Source organism: Microbacterium sp., from assembly GCF_011620715.1.
GTDB lineage: Bacteria > Actinomycetota > Actinomycetes > Actinomycetales > Microbacteriaceae > Microbacterium.
In genome coordinates this window covers 1-24,143 of record NZ_WOYP01000037.1, presented here as the reverse complement: position 1 = coordinate 24,143, position 24,143 = coordinate 1, and the positions used below count along the sequence as shown (strand labels likewise).

The window sequence follows — 24,143 nt, the reverse complement described above, 5'->3', positions numbered from 1 at the left end:
GCAGCGCCTTCGCTTCCTCGCGGGTGAGCGAGGACCGCACCTTCGATGGGCGCGTCCGCCGAGGGGGATTCAGCGCGGCGATGTTGTCCGCGATGATCCGCTCCGCCCTTGCGTGCTCGAGAAGACTTACCAGCGTGCGGTGCGCACCCGCGACGGTCGCGTCCCCGAGACCTCTGCGGCGCATCGCCGCATGCATGCGCCGGATGTCGGCCGGCGTGAGATCCGCAGCGATCCGGTCCCCCAGCACGGGCAGGATGTTGCCCTTCACATGAGAGCGGTAATTCGCGAGTGTGTGCGGTTTGGATCGATCGGCCACGTCGGCCAGCCACGCGGCGGCGAGGTCGCGAACTCTTGTGGAGCGATCCAGGACCATGCCGATCGAGTCCCGCTCACGCAGCATCACGTTCAGCTTCTTGACCGCGCCGTCCTTCGTCTTCGACATCCGCCCCTTCTGAAGGCGCGCGCCCGTCTCGGGATCGAAGCCCACGTCGATCACGGCTTTCCACAATCCACGGGACTCGACCCAGAAAAGGGCGCCCTGGCCATGTTCGCGAGCCTTCGGCATGCCCTGAGACTAGCCGCTTTAGTGCACACATAGGTGCACACATACGTGTGACGCCACGTGGTGTGCTGTGACGCCGACAAAGGAAAAACCCCCGGAATTCCGGGGGTTTTGTGGAGGGGATGACGGGAATCGAACCCGCGCTATCAGCTTGGGAAGCTGAAGTTCTGCCATTGAACTACATCCCCGGGCGCGCCTTACGGCGCCTGGCCAGCATAACAAAATGCGACCCTGATCACCCGAGCCGCCGGCATCCGTCGCCGTCCGCCTCCCCGGACCCCCCGACATCCGTCGCAGCGTGCGGCCTGCGACGCGGAACAAGGTGTGAGCGGAACCAGCTGCGTTCTGGGCGGGAATCTGCGACGCACGCCGGCGTCCGCGACCGCGAGCCGATTTTCCCCGACCGCTAGGCTGGCCGCGTGCTGCTCTCAGACCGCGACATCAAGGCAGAACTCGCCGCGAGCCGGATCGGGCTCGACCCGTGGGAACCCGAGATGGTGCAGCCGTCGAGCGTCGACGTGCGCCTGGACCGCTACTTCCGTCTGTTCGACAACCACAAGTACCCGTTCATCGACCCGGCCGAGGATCAGCCCGATCTCACGCACCTGATCGAGACCGCTCCGCAGGAGCCGTTCATCCTGCATCCCGGTGAGTTCGTGCTCGGCAGCACTTTCGAGCTCATCACGCTCCCCGACGACATCGCGGCACGGCTCGAAGGCAAGTCCTCCCTCGGCCGCCTCGGACTGCTCACGCACTCCACCGCGGGCTTCATCGACCCCGGCTTCTCGGGCCACGTCACGCTCGAACTCTCCAACGTCGCCACCCTGCCGATCAAGCTGTGGCCCGGCATGAAGATCGGGCAGCTCTGCTTCTTCCGGCTCTCGTCGCCGACCGAGAACCCCTACGGCTCGGGAACGTATGGCAACAGGTATCAGGGGCAGCGGGGCCCGACGGCATCCCGCTCGTCCCAGGGGTTCCATCGCACCGACGTCAGCACGACGGATGCCGGGGCCACCGGCCGCTGACGCGGTTGGCGCCTGCCGAGAAACGACATTCCGGCTGCCACATGTGGCGTCGCCAGTTTTCCGGCCGAACGCACGTTTCTCAGCGAGGATGCCCGCTGCGGGCGACCGACTAGGGGCCGACCACGAGCGCGAGCGACGTGTCGCCGCACGCGAGCACCTCGGCACCTCCGGGCAATGTCGTCTGCATGCGCGGCGGCTCCGCTTCGCGCAGGGGGGCAAGCGCCTCGGCCAGCCCATCCAGCCGCAGCATCGACCCCGGCTCGCGCCGCGAATCAGTCGCGGTGACGATGCGCCCTGACGCGTTCACAATCGCGATCGGCAGCCTGCTCGCCCGCAGCAGAGGGAGCAGTTCGCGCTCGAGCCGATCGACGAGCACGTCCATGCCGACGACGCCGAGCAGCTGAGCACCGACCACAACCGGCGTGGTGATCGTGACGGTGTAATCGTCGGTGCAGACGTAGTCGACGTACGGCCCGGTGAGGTGGCGCGCTCCCGTCCGCGCAGGAAACCGCCACCACTCGAGAGTCGTGTAATCGCGGAACTGCTCGTTCGAGGGGTCATCGATCGTGGCGAGGCGACGGATGCCGGCCATTCCGCCCAGCCACCAGGCGAGGTGCCACTGCGCATCCGAGAGCAGACCCGGTGCGGCAACGAATCCGCTTCCCGTTATCAGCCCGTCGGCCGCGAGCGCGGGAACCGCCGAAGCCTCGACGACCGGGTCGAGCGTCGCCGCCGTGGGCGCAGCATCCATCTCGAGGTACGCCTGCAGACCGTCACGCCAATCGTCGACTGTCGCGAACAGTGCGTCGATCCGGTCTGCGACGCGGTCGGCGACCTCGACTGCAGAGAGCGCCGAGGTGGCACCAGCGGGAGGGTTCATCGCACTCCTTGCGCGGCGTCGGCGGATGCTTCGAGCCGCACCTTCTCATCTACCAGCCAGTCCAGTGCCGCCGTCGCCTGTGCGATGGTGGCAGCTCGTGCCGCCACGGGATCGACGTCACGGATCGCGTCGATCACCCGGATTCGGGCTGCGGCGCTGTGGTCACGGTACTCCTGTTCGCGCAGGCACAGCCAGAGCAGGGGGCCCGCCTCGCTCTGCAGTCGCACCTCTTCGCGGACGAGGCGGGGAGACTGACTGATGGCGGCAACCTCGAGCTGGAATCGCCCGAGCGCGCGCCGCGCACCGCCGGCCGTCGCGAGATCGGCGCCGTCATGGATCACCAGCAGGGTCTCGATGTCATCGTGGCTGGCGCGATCGGCGGCGAGTTCGGCGGCAGTGCCGGCGATCGCCGAGACGTGCAGCGCGAGATCCCGCAACTCGACGCGCGAGTGCCCTCGCACGCGCGATTCGAGCAGTCGAGCGGCGGATTCGCGGTCGTACGTGACGAAACTGCCGCCGTCGCGGCCGCGCCGCGTGCGCACCAGACCGCGGTCGCGCATTCCTTCGAGCGCCTCGCGAGCGGTCACCAACGCAACGCCGAGACTGCGCGACAGTTGCGATTCGCTGGGCAGGCGCTCGCCGTCGCGGAGCACTCCGCTCACGATCGCGTCGGTCAGGCGCTGCTCGACCAGTTCGGCTCGACCGGTGCCGTCCAGGGCCGCGAACACGACGGAACGGGCGGCATCCCGATGACCCGTCGCGTTCGGCATGTGTGCGGCGCTCCTCGCGTCTACCGGTCGGCCCTCGAATCCGTGACAAGACCGTAACACGCAGACCCGATATTAGACATATGGTTCCATATGATTTAGGAGCACCGACGTCGAAGGGGATCGTCAATGACTGAACCGCCAGCTATCCGGCTGACCGGGCTCACGAAGGAGTTCGGCTCGGTGAAGGGCGGCACTCTCACCGCTGTCGACCATGTCGATCTCGAGATCGCGGCCGGCGAGTTCTTCTCGATGCTGGGCCCGTCGGGGTCGGGCAAGACCACTGTGTTGCGTCTGATCGCGGGCTTCGAGCGCCCGACCGACGGCACGATCGAGCTGTTCGGGCAGGATGTCACGGCGAAGGCGCCGTTCGACCGCGACGTCAACACCGTTTTCCAGGACTACGCGCTCTTCCCGCACATGAGCGTTCTCGACAATGTCGCGTACGGACTGCGGGTGCGCGGCATCGGTCGCCAGGAGCGCCGCGAGCGCGCGATGAAGGCCCTTGCCGCCGTGCGTCTCGAGAGTCTCGGCGACCGCAAGCCGACGCAGCTCTCGGGCGGTCAGCGCCAGCGTGTCGCCCTCGCGCGCGCCACGGTCGTCGAGCCGAAGGTGCTCCTGCTCGATGAGCCCCTCGGCGCCCTCGATCTCAAGCTCCGGGAGCAGATGCAGGTCGAGCTCAAGCAGATCCAGCGCGAGCTCGGCATCACGTTCATCTTCGTCACCCACGACCAGGAAGAGGCGCTCACGCTGTCCGACCGCATCGCCGTCTTCAACGCCGGCCGCATCGAGCAGCTCGGCACGCCGCGCGAACTCTACGAACAGCCGGCATCCCGCTTCGTCGCCGACTTCGTCGGCACATCCAACCTGTTCGACGTCGACCGCTCGGGCCAGGTGATCGGCCGGCAGGGCGAGCACACGATCCGCCCCGAGAAGCTCACCCTGTCGGTGGAGCCGAGTGCGGAAGAAGGTGTGCGCTCAGCCCCGGGCACCGTCGTCGAATCGATCTACGTCGGCAGCGCCATCCGTCACGTCGTCGATCTGGATGCCGGCGGGCGGGTGACCGTGCTGGAGCGCAACGACCGTTCGCGCGCCGCCGATCAAGACCGCGGCGATCGCGTACACGTGAGCTGGCACGACGAAGACGTCGTCGCCCTCATACCCCCGGGAACCTGACCCGGGACAACAGCCGCGGGCGCACGCCCCGGCTCACAGCACCGAGAGGAAGAATAATGAGGCACATCACACGCGGAGCGCGTTCCAGCGCTGTCGCCGCGCTGGCGATCGGCGCGGTCGTCGCGCTGACGGCCTGCGGGACAGGCTCGGGCGGCGGCTCCAGCAGCGGCGAGGCCGCGGCCGAACTCGGCGAGATGGAGGGTTCGGTCTCGATCCTCGCCTGGCCCGGCTACGTCGAAGACGGCAGCAATGACCCCGCCGTCGACTGGGTCTCAGGCTTCGAAGAGGAGACCGGCTGCATGGTCGAATCGAAGACGTACGGCACATCGGATGAAGCCGTCAGCCTGATGAAGACCGGCGAATACGATGTCATCGCGGCATCCGGCGATGCCACCCTCCGTCTCATTGCGAGCGGAGACGTCGCACCGGTCAACACCGACCTGATCCCGAACTACGCCGGCCTCTTCGATTTCCTCAAGGACCAGGCATGGAACTCGGTCGACGGAGTCACGTACGGCGTGCCGCACGGCTACGGCGCGAACCTCCTGCTGTACAACACGGAGATCGTCACGCCCGCGCCCACCTCGTGGGATGTCGTCTTCGACAAGGCGAGCGAGCACAGCGGCAAGATCACCGCATACGACTCGCCCATCTACATCGCGGATGCCGCGGTGTACCTGATGGCGCACCAGCCCGATCTGGGCATCGAGAACCCGTACGCACTCGACGAGGAGCAGTTCCAGGCCGCCGTCGACCTGCTCAAGGAACAGCGCCCGCACATCGGCGAGTACTGGTCGGACTACCTGAAGGAGATCTCGGCGTTCGAGACCGGCGACTCGGTCGCCGGCACGACGTGGCAGGTCATCCAGAACGCGCTCGCAGGTTCGGGCGCCCCCACCGCTGTCGTTCTGCCCGAAGAGGGCGTGACCGGCTGGTCCGACACCTGGATGATCGCGTCCGAAGCGGCGAGCCCGAACTGCGCGTACGCGTGGCTCGACTGGATCGCGAGCCCCGAGGTCAACGCTCAGGCGACCGCCTACTTCGGCGAAGCCCCGTCGAGCCAGGCGGCATGTGACTTCCGCGACGACTGCGAGGCATTCCACGCGGGCGATGAGGAGTACGCGTCGCAGATCTGGTACTGGACCACCCCGATCGCGGACTGCGTCGACGGACGCACCGATGTCGAGTGCGTCGACTACTCGAAGTGGACCGAAGCCTGGTCTGAGATCAAGGGCTGACCGATCGAGCTTCCGGGGGCGGCGGACCCGAACCGTCGCCCCCGGACGCTTTCCCCTCCGGAGCACACATGACCTCGACCCCCGCCGCCCCAGAGCGTACGACCCGCGCCGTCGCACCGGCGCGGATAGCGCCGCCGCGCGACACGGCACCGCGCCGGCTCTCGTCGTTCCTGACGACCCACCCGCGCACGCGCCTGGGCCTGCTGCTGACGGCGCCGCTGTTCTGGCTCGTCGTGGTGTACATCGTGGCGCTCCTGCTGCTGCTGGTGACGGCCTTCTGGTCGGTCGACTCCTTCACCGGCGAGATCATCACCGAGTGGACGCTCGACAACTTCATCACGGTGGTCACCGGCGCGCTGTATCAGACGGTGACGCTGCGCACCGTCGGCGTCGCGCTGCTGGTGACGCTGATCGACGTCGCGCTGGCACTGCCGATCGCGTTCTACATGGCGAAGGTCGCGTCGCCGCGGGCACAGCGCATCCTGCTGATCGGGGTGCTGATGCCGCTGTGGGCGAGTTACCTCGTCAAGGCGTACGCCTGGCGTTCCGTGCTCTCCCAGGACGGCATCCTGGAATGGCTGCTCGCACCGCTGGGTCTGCACACCCCCGGCTACGGCTTGACCGCGACCGTCATCACCCTGTCCTATCTGTGGCTGCCGTACGTGATCCTGCCGATCTACGCGGGGCTCGAACGCGTGCCGGACTCCCTGCTGGAGGCATCCGCCGATCTGGGTGGGAAGACCTGGCGCACGCTCGGGAGCGTCGTGCTGCCGCTCATCTTCCCCGCGATCATCGCCGGCACGATCTTCAGCTTCTCGCTGTCGCTCGGTGACTACATCACCGTCAACATCGTCGGCGGCGCGAATCAGATGCTCGGCAACCTCGTGTACACGAATGTCGGCGCAGCCAACAACCTGCCGCTCGCGGCGGCGATCGCGTTCATCCCGATCGTGATCATCTTCGGCTACCTCGCGATCGTGCGCCGCACGGGCGCCCTCGAGAGTCTGTAGGACGACGCATGCAACTCGGACGCACCGCACGCATCGTGCTCGCCGCCGTCACGGGAATGATCCTGGTGGCGATCTACGTGCCGCTGATGGTCGTGCTCGTCAACTCCTTCTCGACCTCGACGTCGCTGACCTGGCCGCCGCCGGGGTTCACGCTGGAATGGTGGGTCAAGGCATTCCAGAGCGTCGGCGCCCGCGAGGCGGTGCTCACGAGCGTTCAGGTCGCGATCATCTCGACGGCGATCGCGCTCGTGCTGGGCACCCTCATCTCGATCGCGCTGCAGCGGTTCGAGTTCTTCGGCCGCGACGCGATCAGCCTGCTGATCATCCTGCCGATCGCGCTGCCGGGCATCATCACCGGCATCGCGCTGAACAACTTCTTCCGCACGATCATGGGGGTGCCGCTGTCGATCTGGACGGTCGTGATCGCGCACGCGACGTTCTGCATCGTCACCGTGTTCAACAACGTGATCGCCCGCCTGCGCCGCACCGGCACGAACCTCGAGGAGGCCTCTGCCGATCTCGGCGCAGGAGTATGGACGACGTTCCGGCTCGTGACCTTCCCGCAGCTGAGGTCGGCCTTGCTCGCGGGAGGGCTGCTCGCGTTCGCACTGAGCTTCGATGAGATCATCGTGACGACTTTCACGGCCGGGTCCGGGGTCACGACCCTGCCGATCTTCATTCTGAACAACATGTTCCGGCCGAGCCAGGCACCGATCGTGTCGGTGATCGCCGTCGTGCTCGTGCTGGTCTCGATCTTGCCGATCTATTTCGCACAGCGACTGTCCGGCTCGGAGCAGACCCGGCGCTGAGGTCAGTGCGCGGTGCGCACGCCCACCATGTCGTGGATCAGGACGGCGGCGGTCCGGGCGCCCTGGCCGGCGGCCACGATGACCTGCTGGGGACCGGGGGCTGCCGCGTCCCCTGCTCCGTACAGACCCGGGATGCTGGTCCGGCCGGATCGGTCGACGACGAGGTGTCCGTCGCGGTCGCGGTCGACGTCGAGACCGGCGATGAAGTCGAGGGCTGGATCCCAGCGCGGGCGCACGAAGCCGCCGGCGATGGCGATGCGGGTGCCTCCCTCGAGTCGCACGCCCGAAACCGTGCCGTGGTCGCCCTCGAGGTCGTCGACGCGGCGTCTCTCCACGACGATTCCGGACGCCGCGAGCTCGGCTTCTTCGACCGCGTCGACGACGTCCGCGCCGTTGGTGAAGACCGTGAGGTCGTCTGTCCAGCGGGCGATGAGCCGCGCACGGGTCGGGAGGTCCGGCGTCTCGCCGATGAGGGCGAGGGGCCGGTCCTGCAGCTCCCATGCATCGCACGCCGCGCAGCTGAAGACGGTCATGCCGTAGAAGGCTCGCAGGCTCGGAATCTCCGGGAGGGTCTCACGGAGCCCGGTCGAGATGAGAGCCGAACGCGCCGAGACCACGGCCGGCGGGCCGACGCGGTGGCTCTGCACCGTGGCTCGAAAGCGCATGCCGTCGGCGGCATCCATACGGGACAACACGGTCACCTGGGAGCGATCGAGTACGCGCACGCTCGGGTAGACCGTCAGTTCGGCGCGCGCGAGCTTGCGCAGCTCGATCGGCGAGGTGCCGTCGCGGGTGAGGAACCCATGCGATCGCAGCGTCGCCGCGTTGCGCGGGCGCCCGGCGTCGATCACGAGCACACTTGCGCGTGCGCGGGCGAGATTCAGCGCCGCGGACAGACCCGCCGGTCCACCGCCCACGATGACGACGTCGAACGCCTCGGCCACGGCATCCGTCGTCTTCCGAGCGCCGTCACCCATGTGCGTCGGCCTGCGGCGGCAGCGCGGCGATGAGCGGAATGACGTACGTCACGACAGGGCGAGGGTGTCGGCGCGCGAGATCTCGACCTGCTCGTCGCGGGGCACGACCTTCACTCGCTCGCGCGTGTGCGTGTGCGCCGCTCCGAGCTGGCGCTCATGGGCGTCGAGGGCGAGCCAGCCATCCCATGTCGTGAACGCGATGTCGCGCTCGTCGAGAAGGTCGAGCACGTCACCGTCGACGGCGGGCGCGGCGAGCACGCCGGCGATCGCGTCGGCGACGAGGTGGCCGATCGTCTCCATGGCGTCGGACTTGGTGTGGCCGATGAGTCCCACCGGACCGCGCTTGATCCAGCCGGTCGCATAAAGGCCGGGGAGCGCGTTGGCAGCGGCGTCGATCACTCGCCCCTGGGCGTTCGGGATCACGCCGCGCACGGCATCGAACGGCGCACCGGCGACCGGAGTGCCGTAGTAGCCGACCGCACGGTAGACCGCCTGCACGGGGATGTCGCGGAGCTCCCCCGTTGCGCGCACGATTCCGTCGGCGTCGGCGGCGGTGCGTTCGAAGCGCATGCCCTCCACTCGCTCCTCGCCGAGCACGGAGACCGGGGCGTGCCAGAAGTGCAGGTGCAGCCGGCGGCTCGCACCGGTGGTGCCGCGCGTGCGCCACGCCTGGAAGGTGCGCAGGATGACCTTGAGCTGGTTGCTCGATCCGGCGGCCAGCTCGAGCTCGGCGAAGTCCTCATCGGCGAGCACGATGTCGACGTCGCGCACTTCGCCGAGTTCGCGCAGCTCGATCGGCGTGAACTTGACGTCGAGGGGTCCGCGGCGGCCGAACACGTGCACGTCGGTCACGGCGGAGCCTTCGAGTCCGGCCAGCACGTTGTCGGGAACCTCGGTCGAGCGCAGGTCGACGGAATGCTTTGCGAGCATGCGGGCGACGTCCAGCGCGACGTTGCCGTTGCCGACCACGGCGACGGCTGCCGCATCGAGCGGCCATTCGCGCGGCACGTCGGGATGCCCGTCGAACCAGGCCACGAAGTCGGCGGCGCCGTGGGAGCCGGGCAGGTCGATTCCCGGGATGTCGAGCGCGGCATCCCGGATCGCGCCGGTGGCGAGGATGACCGCGTCGTAGCGCTCCTGCAGATCGTCGATCGTGAGGTCGCGACCGACCTCGACATTGCCGATGAAGCGGATGCTGCCGGCGTCGAGCATCTCGTGCAGCGAGTTCACGATGCCCTTGATGCGCGGATGATCGGGCGCGACGCCGTAGCGGATCAGGCCGTAGGGGGCGGGCAGCGAGTCGAACAGGTCGATCACGACGGTGCCGCCGGCATCGCTGACCGAGTGGGCGAGGATGTTGCCCGCGTAGATGCCGGCCGGGCCGGCGCCGACGATCGCGACGCGCAGGTGGAGAGAGGTCACGGAGGGCCTTTCGGTTCGAGGGGAGGGTCTTGGTGTCACTTCGTGCCGCCGCGCAGGGCGCGAAGCGGCGCGAGCTGCCACTTCTGCGTCGGAGGCTTCCCCCTGCGGGGGTGCTCCGCGGCCAGGCGCGCGGAAAGCTTTTCGGAGACGCCGAGCGCACTGACCGCGAGCCCTGCGGGGGCGTAGGGACTGAGGCGGACGACGTCGCCGACGACCACGACGGCGGGGGAGCGGATGCCGCGCTCGGCCGCCTGCGCGGCGATCGTGTCGAGGGTTCCCACCGTCACCCGCTGGCGCGGGCCGAAGCCGTCCTCGACGATCGCGACGGGGCAATCGCCCCGACGGGCTCCGCGGGCCAGGATCATCGCAGAGTGAGCGAGCGTGCCGACACCCATCAGCAGCACGACCGTGTGGTCGCGACCACCGCCGAGCGCGGTGATCTGATCGTGGCCGGTGACGACGGTGAAGGCGGTGGCCAGCCCGCGATGAGTGAGCGGGATGCCGGCGATCGCGGGCACCGAGATCGCACTGGTGATGCCGGGCACCACCTCGACCTCGACGCCTGCCTCGCGGCAGAACTCGAGCTCTTCGCCGCCGCGTCCGAACACGTACGGATCGCCGCCCTTGAGCCGCACGACCCGCTTGCCCTCGCGGGCGAGGTGCACCAGCAGGGCGTTGATGCCGTCCTGCGGCACGGCGTGGAGCCCGGGCAGCTTGCCGACATCGATGATCTCGGCGCGCAGCACGATGCCCTCGGCGGCCAGACCGTCGAGCACTCCGCGCGCGCCGAGGCGGTCCGCGACGATCACGTCGGCGCGCTCGAGCGCGCGCAGTCCTCGAACGGTGAGCAGGCCGGGGTCTCCGGGGCCGGCGCCGACGAGCCAGACGCGGGCAGGGAGTTCGGTCTCGCCGCGCTCGCTCGACGACCGGGGGCTGGGATCGGTCATCGGGCGCCTCCCGACAGAAGCAGACCCCGACGCTGCAGCATCCGCCGCTCGAGAGGGCCGAAGAAGAGCAGTTCGATCAGGATGCCGATGAACAGGATCAGCAGGATCGTCGCGAGCACGCCCGCCAGGTCGGCGAGTTCGCGGCTCTGCTGCAGCATCGAGCCGAGACCGAAGCCGATCGTGCCGCCGACGGCGATGATCTCCGCGGCCATGAGCGAACGCCACGAGAACGCCCAGCCCTGCTTGAGGCCGGCGAGATAGCCGGGCAGTGCGGCGGGCAGGATGACCGCCGTCGCCAGCTGCCACCGGCTCGCCCCGAGCACCTGCCCGACGCGGCGCAGCTGCGGCGGCACCTGGTCGACACCGGCGATCAGGCCGTTCACGATCGAGGGGATCGCGCCCATCAGGATCACGAAGTAGACGGTGGCATCCGACAGGCCGAACCAGATGATGGCCGCGGGAACCCACGCGACCGACGGCAGCACCTGCAGTCCGGAGATGATCGGTCCGACCGCACGACGGAGCACGCGCACTTCGGCCAGCAGCAGCCCGATCGGCGTCCCGACGACGATCGCGATGAGAAAGCCGACGATGCCGCGCTCGAGGCTCGTGACGACGGCCTCCTGCAGACGCCCGCTCTCCCAGGCGGTGCCGAGCGCGCTCAGCACGTCCAGCGGACCGGGAACGATGTCGGGGCGCGGCGAGGCGATCACGACGTAGAGCTGCCAGGTCGCGATCAGGACGATGACGAAGATGACCGGCGGCAGGACGCTCGAGGTGACGCGGCGCCAGCGGCTCTGCGGCTTGCCGGCGACGGTCTGGAGGCGGTCCAGGCCCGCTTCGAGGCTGCGGAGATCCTCGGGGTGCGCGGATGCCGTCACCTTGGCGCCGGTAGTGGGGGCTTCAGGAGACATTGCGGCGGATCTCCTTCCGAAGCTGATCGGTGATCTCGATCGAAAGTGCCGCGACCTCGGGTGACTCGATCCGCCGGCCCGTGGTCTGCGTGATGCGCCACTCGCCGCCGACCCGGCCCGGGCGGCTGGTGAGCAGGATCACGCGCTGGCCGAGGCGGGCCGCTTCGCGCACGTTGTGGGTGACGAACACGATCGTGCGCCCGGTCGCCCGCCAGACCCGCTCGAGCTCTTCGTGCAGCAGATCCCTGGTGATCGCGTCGAGGGCGGCGAACGGCTCGTCCATCAGCAGCACCGGTCGGTCCTGCGCCAGCGCGCGGGCGAGGGCGACGCGTTGGCGCATGCCGCCCGACAGCTCATGCGGGCGCTTCTCGGCGGCATCCGCGAGGTTGACCGTATCGAGCAGAGCGAGCGCCTTCTCGCCACGCTCGGCCCGCGGGACCCCGCGCAGGCGCAGAGCCAGTTCGACGTTGCGCCGCGCGGTGAGCCACGGCATGAGGGCGGACTCCTGGAACATCACGGCAGAGCCGGCGGCCGGCGTCTCGATGTGACCGGTTGTCGGCCGGTCGAGTCCCGCGATGAGGTTCAGGAGTGTCGACTTGCCGCAGCCCGACGCGCCCAGCAGGCAGACGAACTCGCCCGGCGCGATGTCGAGGGAGATGTCATCGAGCACGACCGGGCCGTCGCCGAACCGCTTGCTGACGTGCTCGATGCGCACCGCCGGCGGAGGCGCGACCTCGGCCGGTCGCACCGGCATGACGCCGTCGAAGCTCGGGAACAGCGGCGCGGCGGGCGCGCGCCGCTGCACATCGCCCTGCGCGGGAGATGCGGAGACGGAGGCGTTCCGTGCCGGGGCGGTCACGATCGGTCCTCGCCGAGATCTGCCGCCGAGACCGGCCGCCCTCCCGTGTCGGTCAGGAGCCCGTTCAGCAGGCGCAGATCGAACAGGCCGTCGATCGAGCCGTCCTTCTGCGTGCCGGCGGCGAGACCGTCGGCGACCAGCGTCTCGAACGTGTCGGCGTGCGGATCGACCGAGAACGTCACATGCTCGAGGGCGCGGGCGATGACCGCGTCGTCGAGCCGCTTGCCGGTCTCGGCCTCGAGCGCGTCGTTGATGACCCCGGCTGTCTCATCGGGGTGTTCTTCGATCCACCGCACCGCATCGACGTGCCCCCGCAGCAGCTTCTTCACGACCTCGGGGTGTTCTTCGAGGAACTCGGCGCGCACGAGCAGCACGGTCGTGGGGAAGGCGCCGTCCGGCCACAGGTCGGCCTCGTCGACGAGCACGTGCGCACCGGCGTCGAGGATCAGGCGGGACACCCACGGCTCGGGCAGCCACGCTCCGTCGAGCTCGCCCTGCTGGAACAGGGTGAGGGCCTGCGCGTTCTCGGTGGGCGTGACGTTCACATCGCCACCGCCGGAGGTGTCGGTCTCGAAGCCCTCGTCGGCGAGCCAGCTGCGCAGCGCGACGTCCTGAGTGTTGCCGAGCTGGGGAGTCGCGATCGTCTCGCCGGCGAGGTCTGCCGCGGAGTCGATGCCGTCGCGAACGACGAGGGCCGCACCGCCGGTGGCCGCTCCCGCGACGATGTGCGCGGACTCGCCTCCCGACTGGATGAACGTGTTGATCGACGGGTTCGGGCCGATGTAGGTGGCGTCGATCGCGCCTGCGGAGAGGGCCTCGATCGCGGCGGGGCCGGCGTTGAAAACCGAGGTCGTGACGTCCACCTCGCCCAGGGCATCTTCGATCAGCCCTTCCTGCAGGCCGACGAGCGCAGGCGCGTGTGTCACGTTCGCGAAGTAGCCGAGGCGCAGCTCGGTGACCTCTTCGGGGGCGTTGCCCGCAGCGGAGGAGCAGCCGGCCATCATCATCGCCACGAGTCCCAGGGTGGTGATCGTCGTCGCAGTGCGGATGTTGTTCACGGTGTCGCCTCCTTCAGCGGGTGGTGCGGTGGGGTCGTGCGCGACAGGTCAGTCGCGCACGATTCCGGCGGCCAGTGTCGCGCCGTCGGACGGGTGGATGACCAGGAACGAGCCGCCGGCGCGGTTCGCGCTGTACAGCTCGAATGGCAGGTCGGCGGCCAGACGCAGACGCGCGCGACCGATGTCGTTCGCCGCGAGGGCGTCGGCCGGTTCGTGGGTGAGCGTGTCGAGGTCGTAGCGCGACTCGATCTGCCCGATGACCGCCTGCACGGTCGCGGTGCCGTGCTTGACGAGTACGCGCGCACCGGTCACGAGCGGGCGGGCGTCGAGCTGGAACAGTTCGGCGTCGATCTCGCGCTGCGCTGTCGGGAGTGTGCCGGCCGCGACGATCACGGCGCCGCGGGCGGCATCCACATCGTCGGCGAGCTGCACCGACACGGACTGCGGGGCGGCGGCGCGCTCGACCGGCACGCCGCCGACGGCGAGGCCCGAAACGGTGGTGCGGATGCCGGACGGGAAGATCTGCACCGCGTCTCCCACTCGAACCGTGCCCGAAGAGATGCGCCCGGCCGAGGCGCGGAAGTCGCGCAGCGATTCGGCGTCTTCATCGGGGACCTGCGGTGACAGGCCGCCCTGGGGACGCAGCACGAGCTGCACCGGAAGTCGGAAGGCGTCCAGGGTGCGGCTCTCCGGCAGCGACGAAGGAGCGTGTCGAGACACCGGCTCGTCCTGGCCGGGGAGGGCTTCGAGCAGTTCGAGCAGCGCCGGACCCCGGTACCAGGGCGTGTGATCGGAGCGGTCGACGATGTTGTCGCCCTCGAGCGCCGAGACCGGGATGACGTGGATGTCGTCGATGCCGAGCTGCGCGGTCACGGTCTCGACCTGCGCGGCCACGCGCACGAAAGCCTCCTGCGCGTAGTCGAGGAGGTCGATCTTGTTGACGGCGACGATCACGTGCGGCACGCGCAGCAGCGCGATCACCGCGAGGTGGCGGCGGGTCTGCTCGAGCACGCCCTTGCGTCCGTCGATCAGCATGATCACCGCGTCGGCCGTCGTGGCGCCGGTGACCATGTTGCGTGTGTACTGCACGTGGCCGGGGCAGTCGGCGAGGATGAAGCTGCGGTTGCCGGTCGAGAAGTACCGGTAGGCCACGTCGATCGTGATGCCCTGCTCGCGCTCGGCGCGCAGACCGTCGGTCAGCAGTGCGAAGTCGAATGCGCCGTGCGCGAAGCCACGCTCGGCCGAGGTGCGGGCGACCTGCTCGAGCTGGTCGGCGAGGATCGCCTTCGAGTCGTGCAGCAGGCGCCCGACGAGGGTCGACTTGCCGTCGTCGACGGAGCCCGCGGTCGCGAAGCGGAACAGTGTCGAGCCGGCCAATGCTGGCCGGGCCTCCGCTGATCGAGCAGCCCCCGCAGGGCGCGTGTCCAGATCCATCAGAAGTACCCGTCCTTCTTGCGGTCTTCCATCGCCGCTTCCGAGATGCGGTCGTCGGCGCGCGTCGCACCGCGCTCGGTCAGGGTGGAGCGGGCGATCTCGACGACGATGGACCTCAGATCGGCGGCATCCGATTCGACCGCTCCGGTGCAGCTCATGTCGCCGACCGTGCGGTAGCGCACGACCCGGCGCTCGATGCTCTCGTTCGCGCGGGCGGGCGAGAACTCGCCGACGGCACGCCACATCCCGTCGCGGGCATACACCTCGCGCTCGTGCGCGAAGTAGAGCGGCGGGAGCGGGATCTCTTCGCGCTCGATGTACCGCCAGACGTCGAGCTCGGTCCAGTTCGAGATCGGGAACGCGCGCACGTGCTGACCGGGCGTGTGCCGACCGTTGTACAGGCTCCACAGCTCGGGACGCTGATTGCGCGGGTCCCACTGGCCGAATTCGTCGCGCAGCGAGATGATCCGCTCCTTCGCTCGCGCCTTGTCTTCGTCGCGGCGCGCGCCGCCGAACACCGCATCGTGCCTGCCGGCCGCGATCGCCTCGAGCAGGGGCAGCGTCTGCAGCGGGTTGCGGGTGCCGTCGGCCCGTTCGTGCAGACGGCCGTCGTCGATGTAGTCCTGCACGTGGGCGACGTCGAGCCGGAGGCCGAGGCGCTCGGCGGTCTCGTCGCGGAACGCGATGACCTCGGGGAAGTTGTGGCCGGTGTCGACGTGCAGCACCGGGAAGGGAACCCGACCCGGGAAGAATGCCTTTGCGGCGAGATGCAGAACGACCACCGAGTCCTTCCCGCCGGAGAACAGCAGCACCGGCCGCTCGAACTCGGCGACGACCTCACGAATGACGTGGATGGCCTCGGCCTCGAGCACCTCGAGCGCGTCGAGACGGGTTCCCGCGATCGCGGCGCTCACAGGTGCAGCCCGCATTCGGTCTTCGACAGCCCGGCCCAGCGGCCGGAGCGCGGGTCGGCGCCGGGTTCGACCCGCGCCGTGCACGGTTCGCACCCGATCGAGGGGTAGCCGTTGCTCACCAGCAGGTTCACGGGCACCCGGTGCAGTCCGGCGTAATCGAGCAGGTCGTCGAAGCTCCACGCCGCGACCGGGTTGACCTTGACCAGCCCATTGCGCTCGTCCCACGCGATCAGCGGGGTGTTCGCGCGGGTGGGCGCCTCTTCGCGGCGCACGCCCGTGAACCACACCTCGTACCCGCCGAGGGCGTCCTGCAGGGGAGCCACCTTGCGGCGTGCGCAGCAGAGCCCGGGATCGCGCGAGTACAGGGCGGCGCCGAACTGTTCGTCCTGCTGCGCGACCGTCTGGTCGGGCAGCACGTCGACGATCCGCACGTCGAGAGCGCGGCCGACCTCGTCGCGCGTGACCCGTGTCTGCGCGAAATGGTAGCCGGTGTCGAGGAACAGCACGTCGACGCCGGGCAGCTGCTCGGCGACCAGGTGCGGAAGGGCGGCGTCGGCCATCGAGCACGCGACGGCGGCGGCATCCGCCCCGAAGTTCGCCGCGACCCACGCGACGACCTCGGCTGGCGAGGCCTCATGATCGGTCAGGCTGCCGAGCGCGACGTCACCGGCCTCGGCGAGGGCGCGCAGCTCGTCGCGCGCGCGGCGAGTGAGCGCGCGAGGCGCCAGGGAAACGGTCATGATCCCGCGGTCCTTTCTGCGGAGTCAGCTCGCCGCACCGCCTGAGCGGCGCTCATTGGAGCTGCTCTTCCTCTGCGCGGTGCGCCCATTGCGCGAAGGTCTCATCGGCTGCGGCATCCCGGTCCTGGAGGAACCGCCGGACGACGCGCTCGGCGTAATCGGCGATGCCGTCGGCGGGCACCTTGAGACCGCGCACGGTGCGGCCGAGCCCTGCCTCTTCGCGGTCGGCGGTCGCGAGGCCGCCGCCGAGGTGCACCTGGTAGCCCGGAACCTGCTCGCCGTCGATCGTGACGAGCTGGCCCTTGAGGCCGATGTCGGCGGTCTGGATGCGGGCGCACGAGTTGGGGCACCCGTTCACGTGCAGCGAGATCGGCTGCGGCAGATCGATGCCCTCGAGGCGCTCTTCGAGCTGCAGCACGGCGTCGGTCGCGTACGCCTTCGTCTCGACGATCGCGAGCTTGCAGAACTCGATGCCGGTGCACGCGATCGTGCCGCGGCGGATGAGGCTCGGGCGGGCGGAGAGTCCGATCACGTCGAGTGCGGCGATGAGCGGCTCGACGTTCTGCTCGGGGATGTCGAGGATCACGAGCTTCTGGTGCGGGGTCGTGCGCAGGCGGGTCGAGCCGTGCGCCTCGATGAGGTCGGCGAGCTTCGCGAGGGTCGGGCCGGAGACGCGCCCGACGATCGGGGTGACCCCGATGTAGAACCGTCCGTCCTTCTGGCGGTGCACGCCGACGTGATCGCCCTTCGAAGACGGCTTCGGCGCGGCAGGGCCGTCGGGCAGCGCGTAGCCGAGGTACTCGTCCTGCAGCACCTGACGGAACTTCTCGGGGCCCCACTCGGCGAGCAGGAACTTCAGGCGCGCTTTGTTGCGCAGCCGCCGGTAGCCGTAGTCGCGGAAGATCTGCGCGACGCCGTGCCAGGCTTCCGCGACCCGCTCGGGCGCCACGAAGACGCCGAGGCGCTCGCCGAGCCGCGGCGCGGTGGACAGGCCGCCGCCGACCCAGAGGTCGTAGCCGATGCCGAGCTGGGGGTGCTGCACGGCGACGAAGGCCACGTCGTTGATCTCGTGCACGACGTCCTGGCTGGGGTGCCCGGTGATCGCGGACTTGAACTTGCGAGGGAGGTTCGCAAGCGTCTCGTCGCCGATGAAGCGCGAGGTGATCTCGTCGATCTGGGGCGTAGGGTCGATGAGCTCGTCGGCGGCGATGCCGGCGACGGGCGAGCCGAGCACGACCCGGGGCACGTCGCCGCACGCCTCGGTGGTGCCGAGCCCGACCGCTTCGAGGCGGCGCCAGATCTCGGGCATCGATTCGACCTCGATCCAGTGCAGCTGCACGTTCTGCCGGTCGGTGAGGTCGGCGGTGCCGCGACCGAAGTCGTTGGAGATGTCCGCGATGACGCGCAGCTGCTCGGTGGTGAGCTGGCCGCCGTCGATGCGCACCCGCAGCATGAAGTACTCGTCTTCGAGCTCGTGCGGCTCGAGCGTCGCGGTGCGGCCGCCGTCGATGCCGGGCTTGCGCTGCGTGTACAGCCCCCAGACACGGAATCGCCCGTGCAGGTCGGTCGGGTCGATCGAGGCGAATCCGCCCTGGGAGTAGATGTTCTCGATGCGCTCGCGCACCGCGAGGCCGTTGTCGACCTGCTTCCACTCCTCGTTGCCGTTGAGCGGGGCCTTTCCGTCGAGCTTCCACTGCCCGTTGGGCTTGGACGACGGCCGCGGTGCGCGGGCGCGCGCGCCTTCGGTGGCGATGCGCGCGGCGCGCGCTGCGGCGTCGTCCTGCCCGATGTCGCTGATGGTCACAGTTGCCTCCCGGATTCCCGGGCACCCCCGGGTGCGGGCGCGATCGCGCCCACTCTGCGAAGCTAAGCGCCGCCGCGGAGTCGGTGAAATGTGACGTCAATCGCCGTTAAGGGGCGTCACACGGCGTCACGAAGCCCGTGGCGCAGCGGCAGCCGCGCACGACCGGTAGCGGGCGATGACGAGCTCGACGAGGGATGCCGCGGGCTCGTCGTCGTCGAGCAGAGGACGCGCCACGGGGCTGTCGTCGGCCAGCCGCACAGCCAGGTCGTGGAAGTACCCGGGCGCCAGGAGGTAGTTCGCGACGACGACCCGCCGGCCGCCCTGGCGCGCGGACCGCACCGCGGGTGCGAGCCGAGGCTCCGCCGCGGCGAGGAACCCGACGGTGACGTCGCGACCGAGGCGTTCGCCGAGCATTCGCGCGGTCACGCGGCAGTCTTCGTTGGCCCGATCGTCGCTCGATCCGGCCACGGCCAGCACGATGGCGTCGTCTGGCGTCGGGTCGAGGGCCGCGAGCCGAAAGGCGAGAGCCTCGACGAGGCGGTCGTCGGGCCCGAGCGCGGGGGAGATCGCCACGTCCGCGTGGCCGGCCGACTGCTCCCGCAGGTCGACGCGCACGTGATAGCCGGCCGACAGCAGCAGCGGCACGATGACGGCCGGTTCATCGGGCGCAAGTGAGTCGAGGGATGCCGCGACATCCGGCTGCTGCACGTCGACGTGCCCGAGGCGAACGTGCACCTGGGGGAGCGCGGCCGCGACAGCTTTCACGAGCGCGGCGACGGCGGCCCGGCCCGCGGGCGATGCGGTGCCGTGTGAGATCGCTATCAGGGCGGGTGTCGGCGTCATGGCGTCAGTCCTTCAGGCGCTCCTGCACGGACTTGACGGGGATGAGCAGCACCAGTCCGAGCACCAGCACGAGCACGATGCCCAGGATGCCGAAGTACGCGGCCCCGCCGATCGTCACGAAGAGCGCGAACATCGTCGGCGCGAGGAACGACACCGCGCGGCCGGTTGTCGCATAGAGACCGAAGACCTCGCCCTCGCGTCCGGGCGGAATGATCCGCGCGAGGAATGTGCGCGACGCCGACTGCGCCGGGCCGACGAAGAGCGTGAGCGCGAGTCCCGCCGTCCAGAACACGATCTGGCCGCCGTCGTGCAGGAGGAACACCAGCAGCCCCGACACGATCAGGCCGCTCAGGGCCACGATGATCACCGGCTTCGCGCCGAGCTTGTCGTCGAGGGCACCGACCGCGATCGTCGAGACGCCCGCCACGACGTTCGCCGCGATCGCGAAGATGATGACCTCTCCGGCGGAGAACCCGAAGGCGGATGCCGCGAGCACGCCTCCGAACGTGAAGACACCTGCCAGCCCGTCGCGGAAGACTGCGCTCGCCACCAGGAACCACACGGTGTGACGCGACTCGCGCCACAGCTTCGCGACGTCGCGCCCGAGACGGGCATAGGAGGCGAAGAAGCTCACGCGCTCGCGCGTGGCGCCGGTGCCCCGATACTCGGGCACGGCGAACAGCACCGGCAGGGCGAACAGGCCGAACCAGACCGCCGAGACGATCATCGCCACCCGGATGGGCAGGCCGTCTTCGTCGGGGACGCCGAACAGACCCTGAACGAAGCCGAAGTACACGATGAGCAGCAGCACGATGCCGCCGATGTAGCCCATGCCCCAGCCGAAGCCGCTCACGCGCCCGATCGACCGCGGCGCCGAGACCTGCGACAGCATCGCGTTGTAGTTGACGCCGGCGAATTCGAAGAAGACGTTGCCGGCGGCGACCAGGAACAGTCCGAGGAGCAGGAATGCCGGATCGGGCTGCACGAAGAACATCGCCGCCGTGAGCGCGACGACGATGTAGGTGTTGACGGCGAGCCAGAACTTGCGCCGCCCCGATGTGTCCGACCGCTGTCCGGTGACGGGCGCGAGCACGGCGATCAGCAGACCGGCGGCGGCGAGGGCCCAGCCGAGCTGCGCTTCCACGGTGCCCTCCGGACCGAAGCTCGAGCTCGTCAGGTATACCGTGAAGACGAAAGTCGTCACGACCGCGTTGAAGGCCGCCGAACCCCAGTCCCACAGTCCCCACGCGAGGACGATGCGCTTGCGCGTGCTCGCCGGGCCTTCGGCGGCGACCGCCGCTGCGAGCGCGTCGGTGGGTGTGATCCCCGAAAACTGCGGCAGGTCGGGCTCCATGCGGGGAACGCCGGGATCGCTCATGTCGGTCACGCTAGAGCCCTTCGGTGAACAGCGGGTGCACCCACACGCGCCGCGACGATGCGGATTCGTCGTCAGGCTACAGGGCTCGCGACATCCGGCGTCGAAGAACACCGGATGCCGCGGCATCCGGTGTCATGATGGACGCATGCCCGCCCACGTTGAGCGCGCCGAGCTGCCCGGCATCGGCGTCCGTCACGACATCGTCACCGACGGGGGGCGACGCCTCTCGGTCCTGAATCTGCGCGACGGCGGACGCGAGCTCGCCCTCGCCGACGAGGACGACCCCGATCGCGCGAGTGAGACGATCGCGTTGACCGACGACGAGGCCACCGCCCTTTCGGAAGTGCTCGGCGGGTCGATCCTGACCCAGCTCGCGGGTCTGAGCGACCAGGCTGCGGGTCTGGCGATCGAGCAGATCCCGCTGCGGGCCGACTCGCCCTTCGTCGGGCACCCGCTCGGAGACACGAGGGCGCGCACCCGCACCCGGTGCTCGATCGTGGCGATCGTGCGCGAGGCCGACATCCTTCCCGCGCCGGGTCCTGCCGATCTGCTGCGCAGCGGCGACACGATCGTCGCAGTCGGCACGCGCGACGGCCTCGACCACCTCGTCCGCATCATCGCCGGAAGCTGACCACCCGGGATGGACGATGGCGCGATCGTCCTCATCGAGATCGGCGCCCTGATCCTGGGGATCGGCCTGCTGAGCAGGCTGGCGGCGTGGCTCGGCATCTCGCCGATTCCGCTGATCCTGATCGGCGGGCTCGCGTTCGGCGAGGGCGGGCTGCTGCCCGTCACGCAGGGTGAGGAGTTCATCGAGATCGGCGCCGAGATCGGCGTGATCCTGCTGCTGCTGATGCTCGGCCTGGAATACACCGCACAAGAGCTCGTGGGAAACCTCAGGGTTTCGAAGGCGGCGGGCCTGATCGACCTGCTTCTCAACGCGATCCCGGGCGCACTGATCGCGCTGCTTCTCGGCTGGGGCCCGGTCGCGGCCGTCGTGATGGCGGGCATCACCTGGATCTCGTCCTCGGGCGTGATCGCGAAGATGCTCCAGGACCTCGGCCGCCTCACCAACCGCGAGACGCCCGTGGTGCTGTCGATCCTCGTGATCGAAGACCTCGCGATGGCCTTCTACCTGCCGGTGCTCACCGCGCTCCTGATCGGGATGGAGCTGGGCGCCGGCGTGGTTTCGGTGGCGGTCGCGCTCGCCGCGGTCGTCCTGATCCTCTACGTCGCGCTGCGTCACGGCCGGCTCGTGTCCAAGCTCGTGTGGTCGAAGGACGCAGACGTCCTGCTGCTGTCGGTGCTGGGTCTCACGCTGCTGGTCGCGGGACTGGCTGCGGGGGCGAACATCTCCTCGGCGGTGGGCGCGTTCCTCGTCGGAATCGCGATCTCAGGCCCGGCCGCCAAGCACGCGCAGCGCGTGCTCACACCACTGCGGGATCTGTTCGCCGCGGTGTTCTTCCTCTTCTTCGGGCTCTCGACCGACCCCGCCGACCTCGTGCCCATGCTCGCTCCTGCGCTCCTGCTGGCGACCGTCACAATGGGCACCAAAGTGCTCACCGGCTATCTCGCGGCTCGCCGGGCGGGCATCGCCGAGCCCGGTCGCTGGCGCGCCGGGTTCGCACTCACCCCGCGCGGGGAGTTCTCGATCGTCATCGCGGGACTCGCGGTCGCGGCCGGCGTCGACCGGTCGCTGGCCGCACTCGCGACCGCCTATGTGCTCATCACGATGGTCTCGGGGCCCCTGCTCGCCCGTATTCCCGATGCGCAGCGGTTCAAGGCGATGACGAAGCGGATCCAGACGAACCGGCGAGCCTCATGATGCTGGGTCAGGCAGAAGTTGAGCCGATCCGTATCAACTTCATTTGACACGCCCAGCGAGCCTCGGTAGGGTTGAGTCATCGCGGCTCAACCTCGGTTGTGGTCGCCCTCAGACATCAGGAAACCCGGGGTCCGGCATCCGTCCGGCCCCTGAACAAGGAGAGAGAAACACATGGCCCGTGCTGTTGGAATCGACCTCGGAACCACGAACTCGGTCGTGAGCGTGCTCGAGGGCGGCGAGCCCAAGGTCATCGCGAACGCAGAAGGCTTCCGCACGACCCCCTCGGTGGTCGCATTCACCAAAGACGGCGAGGTGCTCGTCGGCGAGACCGCCAAGCGCCAGGCCGTCACGAACGTCGACCGGACGATCTCGTCGGTCAAGCGCCACATGGGAACCGACTGGACCTTCGACGTCGACGGCAAGAAGTGGACGCCCCAGGAGATCTCTGCGCGCATCCTCGGCAAGCTCAAGCGCGACGCCGAGGAGTACCTCGGCGACACCGTGACGGATGCCGTCATCACCGTCCCCGCCTACTTCAACGACGCCGAGCGCCAGGCCACCAAGGAGGCCGGCGAGATCTCGGGCCTGAACGTCCTGCGCATCATCAACGAGCCGACCGCCGCTGCGCTGGCCTACGGTCTCGACAAGGGCAAGGAAGACGAGCTCATCCTCGTCTTCGACCTCGGTGGCGGAACGTTCGACGTCTCGCTGCTCGAAGTGGGCAAGGACGAAGACTTCTCGACCATCCAGGTGCGCTCGACCGCCGGTGACAACCGCCTCGGCGGTGACGACTGGGACCAGCGCCTGGTCGATTTCTTCATCAAGCAATTCAAGGACACGACCGGAGTCGACGTCTCGGGTGACAAGATCGCCCTGCAGCGCCTCAAGGAGGCCGCCGAGCAGGCGAAGAAGGAGCTCTCCAGCTCGATGTCGACGAGCGTGAACCTGCCCTACCTGTCGCTGACCGACAGCGGCCCGGTGTCGCTGTCCGAGACGATCACCCGCGCCAAGTTCGAGGACCTCACCAAGGACCTGCTCGATCGCACCAAGAAGCCCTTCGAGGACGTCATCCGCGAGGCCGGCATCAAGGTCGGCGACATCGCCCACGTCGTGCTCGTGGGTGGATCCACCCGCATGCCCGCCGTCGCCGAGCTGGTCAAGAAGGAAGCCGGCAAGGAGCCCAACAAGGGCGTCAACCCGGATGAGGTCGTCGCTGTCGGCGCGGCGCTGCAGGCCGGCGTGCTGCGTGGCGAGCGCAAGGACGTCCTGCTGATCGACGTCACCCCGCTGAGCCTCGGCATCGAGACCAAGGGCGGCATCATGACCAAGCTCATCGAGCGCAACACCGCCATCCCGACCAAGCGCAGCGAGACCTTCACGACCGCCGACGACAACCAGCCGTCGGTGGCGATCCAGGTCTTCCAGGGCGAGCGCGACTTCACGCGGGACAACAAGCCGCTCGGAACATTCGAGCTCACCGGCATCGCGCCGGCGCCCCGCGGCGTCCCGCAGGTCGAGGTCACCTTCGACATCGACGCGAACGGCATCGTGCACGTGTCCG

23 protein-coding genes and 1 tRNA gene are annotated in these 24,143 nt (G+C 69.2%); 8 read left to right on the top strand and 16 right to left on the bottom strand.

Going from position 1 to position 24,143, the window contains the following annotated elements; translation table 11 throughout:
* Positions 1-565, bottom strand: a 565-nt coding sequence (locus QZV84_RS03930) for a hypothetical protein (protein ID WP_292825602.1), incomplete at its 3' end; no start/stop codon positions are given.
* 111 nt (positions 566-676) lie between these two features.
* Positions 677-750: transfer RNA gene (locus QZV84_RS03925), tRNA-Gly, on the bottom strand.
* Between the two features lie 231 nt (positions 751-981).
* Here QZV84_RS03925 and dcd point away from each other — a divergent pair.
* Positions 982-1,587, top strand: coding sequence for a dCTP deaminase (dcd, locus tag QZV84_RS03920; RefSeq protein WP_292825599.1), 606 nt, complete (start codon positions 982-984; stop codon positions 1,585-1,587).
* A 109-nt stretch (positions 1,588-1,696) separates the two neighbouring features.
* Here dcd and QZV84_RS03915 read toward each other — a convergent pair whose 3' ends face one another.
* Positions 1,697-2,467 (bottom strand): hypothetical protein, encoded by a 771-nt coding sequence (locus tag QZV84_RS03915; protein ID WP_292825596.1) that lies wholly within the window; start codon positions 2,465-2,467, stop codon positions 1,697-1,699.
* Positions 2,464-3,237: a GntR family transcriptional regulator gene (locus QZV84_RS03910; RefSeq protein WP_292825593.1), complete on the bottom strand. Its 774-nt coding sequence runs from the start codon at positions 3,235-3,237 to the stop codon at positions 2,464-2,466. The genes QZV84_RS03915 and QZV84_RS03910 overlap by 4 nt, the downstream gene beginning before the upstream one ends.
* A 126-nt stretch (positions 3,238-3,363) precedes the next feature.
* Here QZV84_RS03910 and QZV84_RS03905 point away from each other — a divergent pair, with 126 nt between their 5' ends.
* From QZV84_RS03905 to QZV84_RS03890, 4 genes are all read left to right on the top strand, one after another.
* A complete protein-coding gene (locus tag QZV84_RS03905) occupies positions 3,364-4,410 on the top strand; it encodes an ABC transporter ATP-binding protein (protein WP_292825590.1) in 1,047 nt (348 codons plus the stop codon).
* A gap of 56 nt (positions 4,411-4,466) precedes the next feature.
* Positions 4,467-5,648, top strand: coding sequence for an ABC transporter substrate-binding protein (locus tag QZV84_RS03900; RefSeq protein ID WP_292825587.1), 1,182 nt, complete (start codon positions 4,467-4,469; stop codon positions 5,646-5,648).
* 68 nt (positions 5,649-5,716) lie between these two features.
* Complete coding sequence (locus tag QZV84_RS03895) at positions 5,717-6,658, top strand: ABC transporter permease (RefSeq protein ID WP_292825584.1); 942 nt, start codon at positions 5,717-5,719, stop codon at positions 6,656-6,658.
* An 8-nt stretch (positions 6,659-6,666) separates the two neighbouring features.
* Positions 6,667-7,467 carry an ABC transporter permease gene (locus QZV84_RS03890; protein ID WP_292825581.1) on the top strand — a complete coding sequence of 267 codons (801 nt, stop codon included), beginning with the start codon at positions 6,667-6,669 and terminating at the stop codon, positions 7,465-7,467.
* A gap of 2 nt (positions 7,468-7,469) precedes the next feature.
* Here QZV84_RS03890 and QZV84_RS03885 read toward each other — a convergent pair whose 3' ends face one another.
* The 12 genes from QZV84_RS03885 to QZV84_RS03830 all read right to left on the bottom strand — a co-directional run bounded on the left by QZV84_RS03885 (position 7,470) and on the right by QZV84_RS03830 (position 20,766).
* Positions 7,470-8,444, bottom strand: a complete 975-nt coding sequence (locus QZV84_RS03885) for an NAD(P)/FAD-dependent oxidoreductase (RefSeq protein WP_292825578.1) — start codon at positions 8,442-8,444, stop codon at positions 7,470-7,472.
* A 48-nt stretch (positions 8,445-8,492) separates the two neighbouring features.
* Entirely contained in the window at positions 8,493-9,866 is a 1,374-nt protein-coding gene (locus tag QZV84_RS03880) for an FAD-dependent oxidoreductase (protein WP_292825575.1), read from the bottom strand.
* 35 nt (positions 9,867-9,901) lie between these two features.
* Positions 9,902-10,813, bottom strand: coding sequence for a uroporphyrinogen-III C-methyltransferase (gene cobA, locus QZV84_RS03875; protein WP_363331865.1), 912 nt, complete (start codon positions 10,811-10,813; stop codon positions 9,902-9,904).
* Positions 10,810-11,727 carry an ABC transporter permease gene (locus QZV84_RS03870; protein ID WP_292825572.1) on the bottom strand — a complete coding sequence of 306 codons (918 nt, stop codon included), beginning with the start codon at positions 11,725-11,727 and terminating at the stop codon, positions 10,810-10,812. The genes cobA and QZV84_RS03870 overlap by 4 nt, the downstream gene beginning before the upstream one ends.
* Positions 11,717-12,481, bottom strand: coding sequence for an ABC transporter ATP-binding protein (locus QZV84_RS03865; RefSeq protein ID WP_292825607.1), 765 nt, complete (start codon positions 12,479-12,481; stop codon positions 11,717-11,719). Before QZV84_RS03865 ends, QZV84_RS03870 begins: the two co-directional genes overlap by 11 nt.
* A 101-nt stretch (positions 12,482-12,582) precedes the next feature.
* Entirely contained in the window at positions 12,583-13,644 is a 1,062-nt protein-coding gene (locus QZV84_RS03860) for an ABC transporter substrate-binding protein (RefSeq protein ID WP_292825569.1), read from the bottom strand.
* A gap of 48 nt (positions 13,645-13,692) precedes the next feature.
* Positions 13,693-15,078, bottom strand: a complete 1,386-nt coding sequence (locus QZV84_RS03855) for a GTP-binding protein (RefSeq protein ID WP_292825567.1) — start codon at positions 15,076-15,078, stop codon at positions 13,693-13,695.
* Complete coding sequence (cysD, locus tag QZV84_RS03850; RefSeq protein WP_292825565.1) at positions 15,078-15,992, bottom strand: sulfate adenylyltransferase subunit CysD; 915 nt, start codon at positions 15,990-15,992, stop codon at positions 15,078-15,080. Before cysD ends, QZV84_RS03855 begins: the two co-directional genes overlap by 1 nt.
* The gene (locus QZV84_RS03845) at positions 15,989-16,732 is read right to left on the bottom strand and encodes a phosphoadenylyl-sulfate reductase (RefSeq protein WP_292825562.1); all 744 of its coding nucleotides are present in this window, start codon (positions 16,730-16,732) and stop codon (positions 15,989-15,991) included. The genes cysD and QZV84_RS03845 overlap by 4 nt, the downstream gene beginning before the upstream one ends.
* 52 nt (positions 16,733-16,784) lie before the next feature.
* The gene (locus QZV84_RS03840; protein WP_292825605.1) at positions 16,785-18,485 is read right to left on the bottom strand and encodes a nitrite/sulfite reductase; all 1,701 of its coding nucleotides are present in this window, start codon (positions 18,483-18,485) and stop codon (positions 16,785-16,787) included.
* A 177-nt stretch (positions 18,486-18,662) separates the two neighbouring features.
* A complete protein-coding gene (locus QZV84_RS03835; RefSeq protein WP_292825559.1) occupies positions 18,663-19,379 on the bottom strand; it encodes a CbiX/SirB N-terminal domain-containing protein in 717 nt (238 codons plus the stop codon).
* A gap of 4 nt (positions 19,380-19,383) precedes the next feature.
* The gene (locus tag QZV84_RS03830; RefSeq protein ID WP_292825556.1) at positions 19,384-20,766 is read right to left on the bottom strand and encodes an MFS transporter; all 1,383 of its coding nucleotides are present in this window, start codon (positions 20,764-20,766) and stop codon (positions 19,384-19,386) included.
* A gap of 136 nt (positions 20,767-20,902) precedes the next feature.
* On the opposite strand from QZV84_RS03830, the gene QZV84_RS03825 reads away from it, so the two are divergent.
* The 3 genes from QZV84_RS03825 to dnaK form a co-directional block, all read left to right on the top strand.
* Positions 20,903-21,388, top strand: coding sequence for a TrkA C-terminal domain-containing protein (locus tag QZV84_RS03825; protein WP_292825553.1), 486 nt, complete (start codon positions 20,903-20,905; stop codon positions 21,386-21,388).
* A 9-nt stretch (positions 21,389-21,397) separates the two neighbouring features.
* Positions 21,398-22,582: a cation:proton antiporter gene (locus QZV84_RS03820; RefSeq protein ID WP_292825550.1), complete on the top strand. Its 1,185-nt coding sequence runs from the start codon at positions 21,398-21,400 to the stop codon at positions 22,580-22,582.
* Positions 22,583-22,753: 171 nt separating this feature from the next.
* A partial coding sequence (dnaK, locus tag QZV84_RS03815) for a molecular chaperone DnaK (protein ID WP_292825547.1) occupies positions 22,754-24,143 on the top strand: 1,390 nt, incomplete at its 3' end.

Excerpts from the sequence above, each read along its gene's own strand:
- QZV84_RS03915 (WP_292825596.1), bottom strand. The coding sequence starts at position 2,467 with ATGAACCCTCCCGCTGGTGCCACCTCGGCGCTCTCTGCAGTCGAGGTC.
- QZV84_RS03910 (WP_292825593.1), bottom strand. The coding sequence starts at position 3,237 with ATGCCGAACGCGACGGGTCATCGGGATGCCGCCCGTTCCGTCGTGTTC.
- QZV84_RS03905 (WP_292825590.1), top strand. The coding sequence starts at position 3,364 with ATGACTGAACCGCCAGCTATCCGGCTGACCGGGCTCACGAAGGAGTTC.
- QZV84_RS03900 (WP_292825587.1), top strand. The coding sequence starts at position 4,467 with ATGAGGCACATCACACGCGGAGCGCGTTCCAGCGCTGTCGCCGCGCTG.
- QZV84_RS03895 (WP_292825584.1), top strand. The coding sequence starts at position 5,717 with ATGACCTCGACCCCCGCCGCCCCAGAGCGTACGACCCGCGCCGTCGCA.
- QZV84_RS03890 (WP_292825581.1), top strand. The coding sequence starts at position 6,667 with ATGCAACTCGGACGCACCGCACGCATCGTGCTCGCCGCCGTCACGGGA.
- QZV84_RS03885 (WP_292825578.1), bottom strand. The coding sequence starts at position 8,444 with ATGGGTGACGGCGCTCGGAAGACGACGGATGCCGTGGCCGAGGCGTTC.
- cobA (WP_363331865.1), bottom strand. The coding sequence starts at position 10,813 with ATGACCGATCCCAGCCCCCGGTCGTCGAGCGAGCGCGGCGAGACCGAA.
- QZV84_RS03870 (WP_292825572.1), bottom strand. The coding sequence starts at position 11,727 with ATGTCTCCTGAAGCCCCCACTACCGGCGCCAAGGTGACGGCATCCGCG.
- QZV84_RS03865 (WP_292825607.1), bottom strand. The coding sequence starts at position 12,481 with ATGCCGGTGCGACCGGCCGAGGTCGCGCCTCCGCCGGCGGTGCGCATC.
- QZV84_RS03855 (WP_292825567.1), bottom strand. The coding sequence starts at position 15,078 with ATGGATCTGGACACGCGCCCTGCGGGGGCTGCTCGATCAGCGGAGGCC.
- QZV84_RS03845 (WP_292825562.1), bottom strand. The coding sequence starts at position 16,732 with ATGACCGTTTCCCTGGCGCCTCGCGCGCTCACTCGCCGCGCGCGCGAC.
- QZV84_RS03835 (WP_292825559.1), bottom strand. The coding sequence starts at position 19,379 with ATGACGCCGACACCCGCCCTGATAGCGATCTCACACGGCACCGCATCG.
- QZV84_RS03825 (WP_292825553.1), top strand. The coding sequence starts at position 20,903 with ATGCCCGCCCACGTTGAGCGCGCCGAGCTGCCCGGCATCGGCGTCCGT.
- QZV84_RS03820 (WP_292825550.1), top strand. The coding sequence starts at position 21,398 with ATGGACGATGGCGCGATCGTCCTCATCGAGATCGGCGCCCTGATCCTG.